Raw genomic sequence first — 12,505 nt, forward strand, 5'->3', positions numbered from 1 at the left:
CGGCCACCGGCCGCCGCGCCCCCCGAAAGAAAACTCCCCGCGCCGAATCGAAGTTGATAATCTTGTCCTCGCTGCTTCGATTCCCCCGGGGAGTTGGCGATGGACAATGCGCGGCGGCTTGCGACGGCGGTGACCATCGCTCGACGATGCGTAGCGGCCGTAGGACGCGACGCGAGTCCGGACGAGAACACCGCGGACGGCACGGTTCTCGCCGATGCGATGGCATTTGCCGATATCACCGCCTCCCTCGTGGAGAAGACACGCGAGCGGCTCGACATGCCAGACCTCGCGCCAACGCATCGCGTCGACATTCTGGCCGAGTGGGCCTGGCCGATTCACACCGCGATGCTCTCCGCCCGCCCGTTACCCGCCGCGCTCGCCGAGATACGCGACGAAGTCGAGGACGAACTCCAAGCCCAGGGCGGCCTCGTCGCCGATTCGCTCGACGCCCTGGACGGACAGGTCTACGCGCTGACCGCCCTACGCGTGGCGCTCGAATTCCAATCGCAGGGCAAGTGGGACGAAGCAAAGGAATGGCTCCGGCTCGGCCGCGAGTCAGGGCACCTCCCCGGCAAACCCGTCAATCGCACGAGGCGCCTCACCATCATCGGCGTCTCCCTGGCGCTACCGGTGGCCCTCGTGGTCTGGCTGATCGCCCGCTCCGGCGGCGACCCGGAACCCCCTTCCCTGCCGTACTCCATGTCCGACTACGCACCCGCCTGCGACGGCAAGGCCTTCCCGGCCGCTCCCGCGTACGCCGGCGCGGCACCGCACAACACGGTCGTCCTGACGGCTGCGGACGACGACCACCTGCCCACCTCGCAGAAATGGGCGTTGCTCGACACCGTCCAGTCCGGCATGGACGTCATGAAGTTCTCGCGAGCGTGGCGGCCCGACGAAGCCCGCACCGTCCAGGCCGTGGCGTGCGTCGATCTGGTCCGCCAATCCGATCTGGTCCAGGTATGCAATTACCGCCATTCACGAGACCTGATCCGGACCAGCCTGCCGACACAGATCTCCATGTTCCGCGGCTACTTCACCGTCACCGTCATCGAGGTCCGCACCGCCCGCCGCCTGCACCACGTCGAGGTCACGGGCGACAGAGCAGTCTGCCCGCAGACGGTCGCCCTCGACACCAGCTCCGTTCACACCGAACTGACGGCCGACCAGCTCAAATCCGCCATAGGCCACCTCATCGACGGCTGAACGCCCAGGAGCTGAACATGGCCGACGATCCACACATCCACGTCGACTCGAAGATGGCCCGCGGCGGGGCCGCCACCCGCGACCTCATGGCCTCCACTTTCGGCCTGGCCGGCGACCTCCCGTCCACGGTGACCACTGGATGCGGCCTGCAAGTCCCGTACGCGATGACCTCTCCCCACCCGAAAAGCGTTACCTGCCTCCCCTGCCGCGAATACGCGAGCAACGAGCACCGCCGCCTAGCGGACATGGTCGAAAACCTGGGCACCATGCCCGGCTCCCCCATCACCCCCGCTGACGCCGAGCAAGCAGCCGCCGCCCACCGCACCCTCGCCAAGAACTTCTCGGACATGTGAGGGCGTCTAGAGTCGCCGCATGCGACGACGGACAGGATTGGTGATCGCCGCGACCGCGACCCTGGCCTGGGGCGAGTGGTTGAACTGGCGCTGGTCTCGAACGCTCACGGGAAGCGCCGGAGGCGATTCCGAGGCCGTGGTCGTGCTGGGCTTCCGCAACCCCCAAGCGACGGCGAACTTCATCAACCGCTGGCGGGTCCGTGCCGGAATCCGCTCCGTCGCCGCTGACGCGCGCGGCACTCTCATGATCTTCAGTGGCGGTTCGACCGGCAGTGACATCGCGGAAGCCCGGTTGATGGCCGACTACGCGAAATCGGCCCTCGCGTTCGACGGCACAGTGCTGCTCGAAGACAAGAGCGCGACGACGTGGCAGAACGTCACGAACGTGATCCCGCTGCTTGAGGACGTCGACCGCATCAAGATCGCCTCCCAGCCGGCTCACGCCCTCAAGGCCCGCGCGTACCTGCGACGGCAGCGCCCCGATCTTGCCAAGAGGCTCGTGCGGGCGGACGACTACCGCCCCGGCGAGTGGACAGCCGTCAAACCACTGCTGGCCCTGTACGGCCTCTGGACACTCCGTGCCATAAAGCCCGACGAACGAAAGGCGCACCTGTAGCAAGCCGCTGTCGCAGCGGCACGCCGGTGAATGTCACTCGCCGCTGGTGGATCGGATGGTGTCGAGCCACTCTCTTGTCCAGGTCAGCTCTTTCTGGGTGATCTCGGCGATCAGGGATTCGACCCAGCGCAGCTCGGCCTTGGTCATGGCCATGAGGTACTCGTCTTCGATCAGGAAGAGGCGTGGGACGTCCTGCGCGTCGTTGTCCCGTCTGGCTTCCGTCTCGGCCAGGCGGCGGGTCAGGGCGGCCGCACGTTCTTCGAGGTGACGCGTCACCTCTTCGGGTGTCGTCGCGGCCATGCTGGCCAGGGCGGCGGGAAACTCGGGGAACTCGCGGGCCGGGGTGGACAGGGTCGTGGCGAGCCACTGCTGGAGGGCGTCCCGGCCCTTCTCGGTGATCTCGTAGATCGTCCGGTCCGGCCGCCCCTGGCCGTGCGAGGTCTCGCGCACCTGGACCAGCTCACGCTGCCGCAGCCAGTTGATCGTCTGGTAGACGCTGTTGCTGCGCGCCACGTTGACGATCCTGTCCTTGCCCCGCTCCTTGATGAGCCGGCGCATCCGGTAGGCGTGCATCGGTTCTTCGCTCAGGGACGCCAGGAGGACGAGGGCCAGAGGCGACTGGTGGCGTGGGCGTTCGGCCATGGCCCTCATCTTCCCAGCCCGGCGACTATCCGGACGTTATCCATATTATGGATAGCCATGTTATGGTCGCGCCATGACTTCCCACTTGGTCGGCTTACTGCGAGGTTGGGGTACCGGCCCGTACGCCGTGATGGTGCCGTCTCTGGTCATCGCCCAGGCACTGTCGTTCCGCTCGACCGGCATGGGCTCGGCCGGGCTGGCGGTCGGCGGCCTCGCGGGTCTGGTGTGGGCGCTGCTGGTGGGCTGGGTCACCGGCCGGATCGGCACCACGTCGGAACGCAGGTCGAAAGCGGAGGATGTATTCGTCTTCTGCGGCGTGATCTGCGCGGCCTTCTTGTGCTGCGGCGGCGTCATGATGATCCTGCTCATGGGCGCGGCCCTGGACGAATCCTCGACGACGCATCAAACGCTCTCGGCGATGATGGCCCCCACACTTCCGTACTACATCGTCGGCAACACGGCGATGGAACTTCTCATCGTCCCCGCCGCCCTCTTCCTCGGTTGGCGAGCGGGCCGGGCCACCATGACGCGAATTCACGCCATGGTGGCCGCTGCCGTGATGACTGCCGCTCTGGCGACCGGGTGTGCGGCTGCCGACGAACAAGCCGTCACCGTGGCGAAGACCGACGGGAGCAGCCGGCCGGCGCCTGCGTCGCGTGACCAGACTCGTGCGATCACTGCCTTGCTGAAGTCCATCGATCGGTCATGGAACATCGGCGATGCGGCCGCTTTCGCGGCCCACTGGACAAGTGATGGCACGGTCATCAGCCCGCAAGGCAGGCGCACCGAAGGTCGCAGCAAGATCCGCGAAGAACAGGCCGCCGCCTTCGCCGGCCCCATGAAGGGAACCACCCACGAACTCACCGCCACCAATATCCAGTGGACGGCAAGAGATCACGCGGTGGTCGACGGTGATGCGGTGGTCAGCAATCTGAGAGGAAGCGACGGGACGGTCTACCCACCGTTGTCCGCCAAATTCACCTGTGTCTGCATCAACAAGCACGGCCGGTGGATGGTTACCCACATGGTCTCCTACACCTTCATCGATTCCTAGGGCGGCTTCCGCCGTCCCGCGAACGGCGCCGGGGCGCGGAATGCGGTCAGGTCGGTGTTGGGACGCCGGGGCAGGTGGTGGTGCGGCGGCCGGTTTCGAAGTAGGCGACGATCTTGGCGGCGCAGCCGGGGACCCGGAGGGCGGAGCCGTGCACGTCGTCGTCGATGGTCGCCAAGGTGCCGCCGACGGCCGCCTGCATGCGTGGCGCCCACGCGTACGGGGTGGCGCTCTCATGGCGGTGGGCCGAGAGCATCAGCGAGCCGCCGACGGGCCGCAGGCGCGGCTTCTCCGTGCGGAACGGCCACCCCGCGCACTTGGGCAGGAAGGGCGTGGCCTGGGCGGTCACCGGGTAGCGCTTCAAGCGCTCCTGGTAGGCGCGCCAGCCTGCCTCGAAGGAGGTGGCCGACGGGTCCTCGTTGCAGTGGATCGCCAGGCCCGCGGTCACGTCCTTGCCGCCCGGCGGACCGCCGCCGAACATCTCCTTGACCGCCGGCGGCGCGGTCGGGCCTTCGGCGTCCAGCAGCTCCGCGAAGACCTGGGCGACTCTCGGCCACATGGGGCTCGCGGACCCCGCCGCCTGGGAGATCAGGTGACCGTCGACGGTGAGATCGATGTCGGTGAAGGTCAGCGGGTCGGCGTCGTAGGACCGGCGCATCCTCTCCAGCGTGGCCACCACCTGGCGCCGGGACGTCCCGAGCCCGTAGACGGCGTTCCGCTCGGCGATCCAGGCCGCCATCCGCTGGAAGTCGCGGGCGGCGGCTTCGGGACGGTCCTCCGAGATGGCGTCCGACCAGAAGTCGGGGTGCATCACGCTGTCCAGCCACATCCGGCCGACCTTGCCGGGGAAGAGGCTCCGCAGGACGACGCCCAGCCCGGTCCCCCAGGAGACCCCGTAGAAGCTGATCTTCGGTTCGTCCAGCGCGGCGCGGATCCGGTCGACGTCACGCGCCACGTTCGCGGTCGTGAGCCGGCTGAGGAAGGCGGGGTCCGATCGGGCGCATTCCCGGGTCCGCTTGACCATGTCGTCGTAGAGCTTCCGGGCCTCTTTCTCGGTCACCGGCCCTGGCTGCGGGCGGCCTTCCCCTACAGGGCAGACGACCTTCGTGCTGTGGCCCACGCCTCGCGGATCGAATCCGATCAGGTCGTACCGCCGGTCCAGCTCCGCGCCTTTCCTGACGACCTCGATGGGCATCAGGTAACCGCTGCCGCCCGGACCCCCCGGGTTGAGCGCCAGGCTGCCCAGGCGATGCGCCTGATCGGTGGCCTTCAACCTGGTCACACCGATGCTGATCTGCTCTCCGCGCGGGTCGGCATAGTTCTGCGGGACGCTGAGCGTGCCGCATTCCAGCCGTCCTAGAAGACGCCTGTATTCCGCCAGTTCGTTATCTCGGACGCCCTGAGCCCGCAGTTCCTCGTCGGTGTATTGCGGGCACGTCTGCCATTCAATGGCCTGCGGCTTCGCCTGGACGGCCTCGGCGCGCGGCACGACGGCCGGTGCCCCGATCGCGAAAAGGCCCACCAGCAACGTCCCAAGGACCGCAAAGGGCCCGCTCTTCGCAGGACTCACTACTCCGGTTCCCTTCCTCACGGGTCGCCCGGGACCCCATTCCGGCAGTGCCGAGCCCCGTGGCCTCACGGTCCGTTATGCACCCCCGGCGGTTTCCCCACCGTTTCCCCCAAGGCCGCTGCGGGGGTCAGAAGCCGATCGCTTCGCGGAGCAAGAGAACGGTCCCGCGCCCCGGGGACGGTTCCGCGTTGAGGATGAGGAGGCGGTTGACGGCGCTGGGCCACCCGTGGACCGCCTGGGTGCGGGCGCTCTCCAGCGGAAGGCAGTGGTCTTCGACGCGGCGCAGTGCGGTCTCCAGGTCGGGCACCACCTTCTGCGCCCCGACGATCCAGATCGCGCGGGCGGCGCCGCCGGCGTAGCCGGGTATCTGGCTTCCGCTTCCGGACGCGACCACGACGGAGCCGGTCTCGGTGACGGCGGCGACGCTGCCCACGGCGACGTCGGGGACGGCGAGCATGCGCCGGATCTCGTCCATCCGGGTCGCGCGGTCCATGGCCAGAACGCGCGGCTTGACGGCCTTGTACCGCCCGCCGGCGTTGATGTCCTCATCGATGCCGGACAGGCGGAGGGTCTCGCTGGCCCCGGTGAACACGCTGGCGCCGTCCGGTATCAGCTCTCGGACGCGGGTGCGCGCGGCGGCGGCGTCATCGAGGAGCTCGACGGTGAAACCGTGTGCGGTGAGCGCGGCCGCCGCCCGAGCGAGGCGCTGCACGGACGCCGGTTCGGTGAACGACATTTCCGGGATACGGGTGGTCATGATGTCTCTGAGCCTCCTGCTCGCTGGACGATGCGTCCGTCTCAGCGGTTCGACAACGCAGCCGTCCGGAATGTGAGGCGGCTCGCCGGCCTCACATTCCGGGGCGCCGGCTTGTCGAACTTGTGAGGGAAGTCGCGACCAAGGGAGCCGTCTGCACCATGACCACCCGATCCGGGCCGGGGCGGGACCGGCACGATCCGGGCCTGGACGCGATCATGAGCGAGCGGCGCCGGCTGATCGGCCTCGCGTACCGCCTGCTCGGGTCGCTGTCCGAGGCCGAGGACGCCGTCCAGGAGACGTTCGCCCGCTGGTACGGCATGTCCCGGCGGCAGCAGGACGCCATCGAGTCGCCCGGCGCCTGGCTGACGACGGTCACCAGCCGCATCTGCCTCAACCTGCTCGGCTCGGCACGGGCCCGGCGCGAGACCTACGTGGGCGAATGGCTCCCCGAGCCGCTCCCCGGGCGCACGGAGTGGATCGACGGGCGGCCGGGCGGCGCGACCGCCGACCCGGCCGACCGGGTCACCCTGGACGAGTCGGTCGGCATGGCCTTCCTGGTCGTGCTCGAATCGATGACCCCGGCCCAGCGCGTCGCGTTCATCCTGCACGACGTCTTCTGCCACCCGTTCGCCGAAGTCGCCGAGATCGTCGGCCGCACCCCGGCGGCCTGCCGCCAGCTGGCCTCCTCGGCCCGCCGCCGCATCCGGGCCGCGCGGCCCTCCGCGACTCCGGCGGCCCCGCGCGCCGGAGTCGTCCGGGACTTCAAGCGGGCGTGGGAGGCCAAGGACATCGACGCCCTCATCGGCCTGCTCGACCCCGACGCCACGGCGACCGCCGACGGAGGCGGCCTCGCCACCGCTTTCCTGCACCCCATCGAAGGCAGGGAGGAGGTCGCACACGCCTGGGCCGAACTCGCCCACCGGAGGCAAGGCGACATGACCTTCCTGGAGTGCACGGTCAACGGCCAGCCCGGCCTGGAGGCCCAGCAAGACGGCGTCACCGTCACGGTGTTCGCTTTCGAGGTCGCAGGCGATCGGATCAAACACATCTGGGTGGTGCGCAACCCCGAGAAACTCCGGCACTGGACGACAGGAATTTACCGAGCGGCCGTGCCGAGCACGGTGTGTACGGTGATCGGATGATCGAGATACGTCACGCCCGCCCAGAGGACGGTGACGCGCTCGGCGAGATCCACGCCGTGTCGTGGGAGGCGTCCCACGCCCCCTTCTTCCAACCGGAGTTCGCCGCGCGAGCCGTCGAGAGCAGGCGCACAAGATGGCACGACCGGATCGCGGAGGGCGCCGGGACGATCCTGCTCGCCGAACTGGACGGCCGTCCCCTGGCCCTGTCCTTCTCGCGGCCGTCCCCGACCCAGCCAGGCCTCCCAGAGATCTTCGGCTTCTACTGCCACCCCGACGGCTGGGGCAAGGGCGTCGCCGCGGCACTGATGACGGGGACGCTGCGCCGCCTCCACGACGACGGGTTCACCCACGTCCACCTGTGGACGCTCCGCGACACCGCACAATCCCGCCGCTTCTACACCAAATGCGGCTTCACCGAATCCGGCGCCACGCGCGGCTTCGACTACGGCGACGGCATTCCCATCCAGCAGGTCGAGTACGAGCGCTCCTGCTGACCACCCCACGACGCCTTCTGACTGGACGAATCACGCGGAAGTACTCGGAACCGAACGCGAACCACGGACGCCGTCCATCGGCTGCCCAGCCCCGACCGCAGCGTCCAACTCAGGCGGGAGGGAGGAGGGTGACGCCGTAGCGAGCCGCTTCGGCGGCGACTGCCGCCACGTCAGGGGTGGTCGGCTCGGGGATGTCGTCGGTCGGGGCGGGCTCGCCGATGGCGGCGAAGAAGCGCTCGAACCCGGCCGGGGTGACCAGCACCAGGCAGCGGACCTCATCGGTCTGCACATGCACGCTGTGGGGGATCCCCCGGGGTAGGAACATCATCTCGCCCGGCCCGGCGCTGACGGCCGTGTCATCGCCGAGGGTGGCTCCCAGGTGCCCATCGAGGACGTAGAAGGCCTCGTCCTCGTTCGCGTGCACGTGCGGGGGCGGTTCACCGGCCGGGGTGAGGCGCTGTTCGAGGACCGCGAGCCCGCCCCCGGTGTCCTCGCCGGTCGCGACGTACCTCATCCAGCTGTTGAGCATCCAGATCGTCTCGCCCGTGCGGGCGGTGGCCCCGTGCGTCATGGCGGTACGGCCCCCCTCATATACTGCCCTCTGCAGTAAACCCTCCGTCCGAGCGTGATCCCGCCAAAGGCAGTATGTCAAGGAGCCGGCGTGGCAGAACTGACGACGACCTCGTACGCGATCCTCGGGCTGCTCGCGCTGCGCGACCACACCACCTACGAGCTGACCAAGCAGATGCAGCGCACCGTCGGCTACATCTGGCCCAGGGCGGAACGCAAGCTCTACGACGAGCCGAAGCGCCTGGTCGCCGCCGGATACGCCGAGGCGGTCCAGGATCTGGTCGGACGGCGGCGCCGCACCACCTACTCCATCACCCCCGCCGGGCGGGAGGCCCTCGCCCGCTGGCTCGGCACCGAGCCGGCACCGCCCGCCATGGAGTTCGAGGGCATGCTGCGCGTCCTGTTCGCCGATCAAGGCGACATCGACCAGCTCCGCAGGTCACTCCGGGCCGTCGCCGCCGACGCCGCCGCACGCCGCGCCCACTTCGCCGAGATGGCCGGCGGCATCCTCGAAACGGGCGGCGAGTACCCCCACCGCGCCCACGTCAACGCCCTGGGAATGCAGTTCATGACCGCCTACCTCGACCAGATGACCGCCTGGTCCGAGTGGGCACTGAAGCAGATCGAAGAGTGGGACGACACCACGTCCCCAGCCCAAACCTGGGCCACCCAGGCCCGCGAGATCTTCACCACCGCCGCCAACCCACCCGACGCCGCGACCAGCGACGACGGCACCGAGCGGAGCACCCGCTAACCCCTCCGAAGCCGCCCCGAGCGCTGCCCCGCCGAGGGCCGAGAATGTTCTCCTAACGCCCCGCACGCCGACCGGCCACACAAGCTCACCCCCGGCGAGCCCTGGTCCGATACATCTTCTGGGCGCGCCCGAACAATAACCCCCACGGAACCGCCAGCCGACGGCGCCTTCTTCGAGGCCCTACGGGTGGGTGGACGCTATCGGCATGCCGGTTCGGGCCTCCAGGGCCTTGACCACCGCGGCCATGTCGGACCGGCCGTCTCCCAGCTTGAGGGTTTCGCCGTAGAGGGCGTGGCAGGCGTCCAGCAGGGGCGAGGCGACCTGGGCGGAGCGGGCGGCCTCGGCGATCAGGCGGTTGTTGTCCAGGACGTTCGCGATGGACGCCTGGACGGTGAAGTCGCGCTCCACGAGCTTGCGGCCCTTGGCGCGCGACACGGTGCTCGCCATCGGGCCGGCGTCGAGGACGTCCAGCAGGCGCCGCCGGTCGAGGCCGTGCCGATCGGCGAAGTGGAACGCCTCGGCCAGCCCGGTGACCATGGTGATCAGGAACAGATTGACCGACAGCTTCGTCAGCAGCGCCTGGGGGACCGGCCCGCAGGCGAACGCCTCGCGGCACATCGGGCGCAGCAGCGGCCGGACGGCGTCCACCGCCGACGGTTCGCCGGCCAGCAGCGCGACCAGCTCGCCGGCCTCGGCGGGACCGCGTGAGCCGGACACCGGAGCCTCGACGTAGCGGCCGCCCGCGGCCCGGATGTCGGCTTCCAGCCCCTGCGAATACCCGGGGGACGTCGTTCCCATGTGGACGACGACATGCCCCCTGACGTTCTCGGCGAAGGAAGGGGTTCCGCGTCCCAAGGCGGCATCGATGGCGGGGCCGTCGGCCAGCATGAGGAGCACCGTGCTCGTCCGGCGGAACACCTCGGACGGTCTTTCCGCCACCGCCGCGCCGGCCGCGCGCAGGTTCTCGCTCTTGGCGGCGGTGCGGTTCCAGACGACGAGGCGGGTTCCGGCGCGGGCGAGGTTGAGCGCCATGGGCCGTCCCATGACGCCGAGGCCGATGAAGCCGGCGTCCATGTCCACCATCGCCCCTCCTCGGGCCGCTCCCCGGCGGGACGGCCTTGCGAGTTATGACACTGGTCATGATAATGACGCAGGTAGACAACGCAATAGCCAGTGAGAATTCATTAGGAGTCTCGGCCATGGCGAGCGGTGAGCGGGACCCGCGCGAGCGAATGGTGTTCAGCGCGGCGCAGCTCATCCGGCGCGACGGCGTCACCGCCACGGGTCTGCGGGACGTCGCCGCCCACGCCGGGGCACCGCGCGGTTCGCTCCAGCACTACTTTCCCGGCGGCAAGGAGCAACTGGTCAACGAGGCCGTGGAGTGGGCCGGACGCTACGCGAGCGCACGTGTCGCCCGGTTCGTGACCGCCATGAGACGTCCCACCCCGGGCAGGCTCTTCGCGGCGATGGTGCGGCAGTGGACCGAGGAGTTCGGACGGACCGGCTTCGACCGCGGCTGTCCCGTCGCCGCGGCCACCGTCGACTGCGCCGAGTCGGTGGCGTCCACCCGGGCCGCCGCGGCCGCCGCGTTCGACACCTGGCGCCGGCCCGTCGCCCGCGAACTGACCGCGATGGGCGTTCCGTCCGGGAAGGCCCCCGCCCTCGCGACGCTCATGATCAGCTCTCTGGAGGGCGCCATCCTGCTGGCCAGGGCGGAGCAGAGCGTCCGCCCGCTGCGTACCGTCGCCAGAGAACTCGCCCCCTACCTGGACTCGTTCGTCCGGAAAGAACCCTGATTCCGGCATGGCGCCCGGCCTTGGGCCGCGTGACCGGGGGCAGGCCGCTCATCCGTCGTTCTTCTGCGTGGTGGAGAATCGTCGGCATGACCAAGCCTGTCCTTGTCGTTCTCGGTGCCGGTCCCGGCCTGGGGCTGTCCGTCGCCCGCCGTTTCGCCCGCGAGGGGCATGCCGCGGTGCTGACCACCCACGCGGCCGACCATGCCGACTCCCTGGCCTCGACCCTCCGGGACGAGGGGCACGAGGCCGAGGGCGCCGGGGTGAACCTGACCGATCCCGTCGACGTCGGCAACGTGATCGGCGGGACGGGCGAGCGCCACGGCCGGATCGACGTCCTGCACTTCAACCCCAGCGCGTGGCGGGAGAAGGACCCGCTGCACCTCAGCGTCGCCGAACTCCTGGAGGACGTGGCGTTCGGGGCCGGCGCGCTGCTCCCCGCCGTCCAGGCCGCGCGGCCGTTCATGCGGGCCGGCGCCCGCGTGCTGGTCACCGGATCGGCGGCGGCGGACCACCCGTCGCACATCGCCGCGTCGCTCGGCGTCCAGAAGGCCGCGGTGCGGAACCTCGTCACCAGCCTCGACGCCACCCTGGCGCCCGACGGCATCCGCGCGGTCGCGGTGCAGATCAACGGCGTGCTCGCCAAGGAGGGGCCGTTCTCCCCGCCCCCGATCGCCGACGCCATGTGGCGGGCCGTCGGCCGCCCGGACGGCGACTGGACGCCGCACGTGCCCTACGACGGCTGAGGCCGGAGGTTTGCCCCGGGCACCGCGGGAGATTGACCAGGACAGCACCGGGTCGCAGGGAGCGTGGACGGGGGTCGCGCCGGCTCCGGTGCGGTAGGGGGCACCGCTATGCGAGTCATGCTGAGAGCGCAGATGGACACCCAGGTCTCGAACGAGACGCTCAGGAAGGGCCGGCTGCCCGAGATCTTGAAGGCGATGATGGAGCAGCTCCAGCCGGAGGCGGCCTACTTCGGTCCCAGCGAGGGCGGCCGGGCCTGCACCTTCGTGTTCGACATGCAGGACAGCTCGACGCTGCCGGTCATCGCCGAGCCGCTCTTCCAGGAGCTGGGCGCGAAGATCGAGATCCAGCCGGTGATGACGCGGGACGACCTGGAGAAGGGCCTCTCCGCCCTGCAGTGAGATCAGATCCGGTCCCAGGGGACGGACGCGTACGCCTTGTCCACCGAGGCCATCAGGTCGCTCACCGGGTAGGTCACGTCGCCGATGCGGGTGACCGGCGCGATTCCCAGTGAGTTGGTGACGACGCCGCCGTCCCGGAAGAAGCCGATGTTGGTGATGCCGCCTTCGGCGACGCGCCCGGACCGCAGGACGAGGAGCGCGTCGTCGAAGCCGGCGGGCTGGGCCTGGAGTCCGAAGTGGATCTGGCCGAAGCCGCCGACGTGCCTGATGTGCGGCACGGGCCCCCGTACCTGCATGGCGGTGAAGTGGCCGTAGTTGACCAGGGGCCGGGTGGGCGAGAGCCTCGGCGGTCGCCGGCCGCCCGTTGACCTCGATGCGCATGTCCGACTCTCCGTCAGCGGGGTGATGATGC

The 12,505-nt window shown here is 69.7% G+C and carries 16 protein-coding genes; 10 read left to right on the top strand and 6 right to left on the bottom strand.

The genetic code is table 11. From position 1 onward, the window contains the following. Positions 1-99 precede the first annotated feature (99 nt). The 3 genes from K8Z49_RS22115 to K8Z49_RS22125 are packed head-to-tail and all read left to right on the top strand — an operon-like array spanning position 100 to position 2,175. Positions 100-1,206, top strand: coding sequence for a hypothetical protein (locus tag K8Z49_RS22115; RefSeq protein ID WP_412520571.1), 1,107 nt, complete (start codon positions 100-102; stop codon positions 1,204-1,206). Between the two features lie 17 nt (positions 1,207-1,223). After that, positions 1,224-1,559: a hypothetical protein gene (locus tag K8Z49_RS22120; RefSeq protein ID WP_412520573.1), complete on the top strand. Its 336-nt coding sequence runs from the start codon at positions 1,224-1,226 to the stop codon at positions 1,557-1,559. A gap of 19 nt (positions 1,560-1,578) precedes the next feature. After that, complete coding sequence (locus K8Z49_RS22125) at positions 1,579-2,175, top strand: YdcF family protein (protein ID WP_412520575.1); 597 nt, start codon at positions 1,579-1,581, stop codon at positions 2,173-2,175. A gap of 33 nt (positions 2,176-2,208) precedes the next feature. On the opposite strand, the gene K8Z49_RS22130 is transcribed toward K8Z49_RS22125, so the two are convergent. Continuing rightward, entirely contained in the window at positions 2,209-2,817 is a 609-nt protein-coding gene (locus K8Z49_RS22130; RefSeq protein ID WP_021594559.1) for a PadR family transcriptional regulator, read from the bottom strand. 73 nt (positions 2,818-2,890) lie between these two features. Between K8Z49_RS22130 and K8Z49_RS22135 the strand changes: the two genes are divergently transcribed. Then, positions 2,891-3,871, top strand: coding sequence for an SgcJ/EcaC family oxidoreductase (locus tag K8Z49_RS22135; protein WP_111830289.1), 981 nt, complete (start codon positions 2,891-2,893; stop codon positions 3,869-3,871). Positions 3,872-3,917: 46 nt separating this feature from the next. Here K8Z49_RS22135 and K8Z49_RS22140 read toward each other — a convergent pair whose 3' ends face one another. Both K8Z49_RS22140 and K8Z49_RS22145 read right to left on the bottom strand, forming a co-directional pair. After that, positions 3,918-5,390, bottom strand: coding sequence for an alpha/beta fold hydrolase (locus K8Z49_RS22140; RefSeq protein WP_412520578.1), 1,473 nt, complete (start codon positions 5,388-5,390; stop codon positions 3,918-3,920). A gap of 175 nt (positions 5,391-5,565) precedes the next feature. Then, positions 5,566-6,195, bottom strand: coding sequence for an LUD domain-containing protein (locus K8Z49_RS22145; protein WP_075021393.1), 630 nt, complete (start codon positions 6,193-6,195; stop codon positions 5,566-5,568). A gap of 158 nt (positions 6,196-6,353) precedes the next feature. Here K8Z49_RS22145 and sigJ point away from each other — a divergent pair, with 158 nt between their 5' ends. Further along, on the top strand, positions 6,354-7,337 hold the full coding sequence (gene sigJ, locus K8Z49_RS22150) for an RNA polymerase sigma factor SigJ (protein ID WP_111830291.1): 984 nt from the start codon (positions 6,354-6,356) through the stop codon (positions 7,335-7,337). Beyond that, the gene (locus tag K8Z49_RS22155; RefSeq protein ID WP_412520581.1) at positions 7,334-7,831 is read left to right on the top strand and encodes an N-acetyltransferase family protein; all 498 of its coding nucleotides are present in this window, start codon (positions 7,334-7,336) and stop codon (positions 7,829-7,831) included. Before sigJ ends, K8Z49_RS22155 begins: the two co-directional genes overlap by 4 nt. A gap of 109 nt (positions 7,832-7,940) precedes the next feature. On the opposite strand, the gene K8Z49_RS22160 is transcribed toward K8Z49_RS22155, so the two are convergent. After that, complete coding sequence (locus tag K8Z49_RS22160; RefSeq protein WP_075021396.1) at positions 7,941-8,402, bottom strand: cupin domain-containing protein; 462 nt, start codon at positions 8,400-8,402, stop codon at positions 7,941-7,943. 90 nt (positions 8,403-8,492) lie between these two features. On the opposite strand from K8Z49_RS22160, the gene K8Z49_RS22165 reads away from it, so the two are divergent. After that, positions 8,493-9,155: a PadR family transcriptional regulator gene (locus K8Z49_RS22165; protein WP_412520583.1), complete on the top strand. Its 663-nt coding sequence runs from the start codon at positions 8,493-8,495 to the stop codon at positions 9,153-9,155. 180 nt (positions 9,156-9,335) lie between these two features. Here the strand turns inward: K8Z49_RS22165 and K8Z49_RS22170 are convergent, their stop codons facing one another. Beyond that, positions 9,336-10,238: an NAD(P)-dependent oxidoreductase gene (locus tag K8Z49_RS22170; protein WP_412520585.1), complete on the bottom strand. Its 903-nt coding sequence runs from the start codon at positions 10,236-10,238 to the stop codon at positions 9,336-9,338. A 116-nt stretch (positions 10,239-10,354) separates the two neighbouring features. Here K8Z49_RS22170 and K8Z49_RS22175 point away from each other — a divergent pair, with 116 nt between their 5' ends. The 3 genes from K8Z49_RS22175 (at position 10,355) to K8Z49_RS22185 (ending at position 12,093) form a co-directional block, all read left to right on the top strand. Next, the gene (locus K8Z49_RS22175; RefSeq protein WP_075021398.1) at positions 10,355-10,951 is read left to right on the top strand and encodes a TetR/AcrR family transcriptional regulator; all 597 of its coding nucleotides are present in this window, start codon (positions 10,355-10,357) and stop codon (positions 10,949-10,951) included. An 86-nt stretch (positions 10,952-11,037) separates the two neighbouring features. Next, complete coding sequence (locus K8Z49_RS22180; protein WP_412520588.1) at positions 11,038-11,694, top strand: SDR family oxidoreductase; 657 nt, start codon at positions 11,038-11,040, stop codon at positions 11,692-11,694. Positions 11,695-11,811: 117 nt separating this feature from the next. Further along, positions 11,812-12,093: a hypothetical protein gene (locus K8Z49_RS22185; RefSeq protein WP_081842682.1), complete on the top strand. Its 282-nt coding sequence runs from the start codon at positions 11,812-11,814 to the stop codon at positions 12,091-12,093. A gap of 2 nt (positions 12,094-12,095) precedes the next feature. On the opposite strand, the gene K8Z49_RS22190 is transcribed toward K8Z49_RS22185, so the two are convergent. Continuing rightward, entirely contained in the window at positions 12,096-12,389 is a 294-nt protein-coding gene (locus tag K8Z49_RS22190) for an aminotransferase class IV (protein WP_412520590.1), read from the bottom strand. Between the last annotated feature and the right edge of the window lie 116 nt (positions 12,390-12,505).

The sequence above is a fragment of the Actinomadura madurae genome (assembly GCF_047130825.1).
In the GTDB taxonomy this organism is placed as follows: domain Bacteria; phylum Actinomycetota; class Actinomycetes; order Streptosporangiales; family Streptosporangiaceae; genus Spirillospora; species Spirillospora madurae.

Bases quoted from the DNA above. Each gene is read 5' to 3' on its own strand.
- K8Z49_RS22115 (WP_412520571.1), top strand. From the start codon at position 100: ATGGACAATGCGCGGCGGCTTGCGACGGCGGTGACCATCGCTCGACGA.
- K8Z49_RS22120 (WP_412520573.1), top strand. From the start codon at position 1,224: ATGGCCGACGATCCACACATCCACGTCGACTCGAAGATGGCCCGCGGC.
- K8Z49_RS22125 (WP_412520575.1), top strand. From the start codon at position 1,579: ATGCGACGACGGACAGGATTGGTGATCGCCGCGACCGCGACCCTGGCC.
- K8Z49_RS22130 (WP_021594559.1), bottom strand. From the start codon at position 2,817: ATGGCCGAACGCCCACGCCACCAGTCGCCTCTGGCCCTCGTCCTCCTG.
- K8Z49_RS22135 (WP_111830289.1), top strand. From the start codon at position 2,891: ATGACTTCCCACTTGGTCGGCTTACTGCGAGGTTGGGGTACCGGCCCG.
- K8Z49_RS22145 (WP_075021393.1), bottom strand. From the start codon at position 6,195: ATGACCACCCGTATCCCGGAAATGTCGTTCACCGAACCGGCGTCCGTG.
- sigJ (WP_111830291.1), top strand. From the start codon at position 6,354: ATGACCACCCGATCCGGGCCGGGGCGGGACCGGCACGATCCGGGCCTG.
- K8Z49_RS22155 (WP_412520581.1), top strand. From the start codon at position 7,334: ATGATCGAGATACGTCACGCCCGCCCAGAGGACGGTGACGCGCTCGGC.
- K8Z49_RS22160 (WP_075021396.1), bottom strand. From the start codon at position 8,402: ATGACGCACGGGGCCACCGCCCGCACGGGCGAGACGATCTGGATGCTC.
- K8Z49_RS22170 (WP_412520585.1), bottom strand. From the start codon at position 10,238: ATGGTGGACATGGACGCCGGCTTCATCGGCCTCGGCGTCATGGGACGG.
- K8Z49_RS22175 (WP_075021398.1), top strand. From the start codon at position 10,355: ATGGCGAGCGGTGAGCGGGACCCGCGCGAGCGAATGGTGTTCAGCGCG.
- K8Z49_RS22180 (WP_412520588.1), top strand. From the start codon at position 11,038: ATGACCAAGCCTGTCCTTGTCGTTCTCGGTGCCGGTCCCGGCCTGGGG.
- K8Z49_RS22185 (WP_081842682.1), top strand. From the start codon at position 11,812: ATGCTGAGAGCGCAGATGGACACCCAGGTCTCGAACGAGACGCTCAGG.
- K8Z49_RS22190 (WP_412520590.1), bottom strand. From the start codon at position 12,389: ATGCAGGTACGGGGGCCCGTGCCGCACATCAGGCACGTCGGCGGCTTC.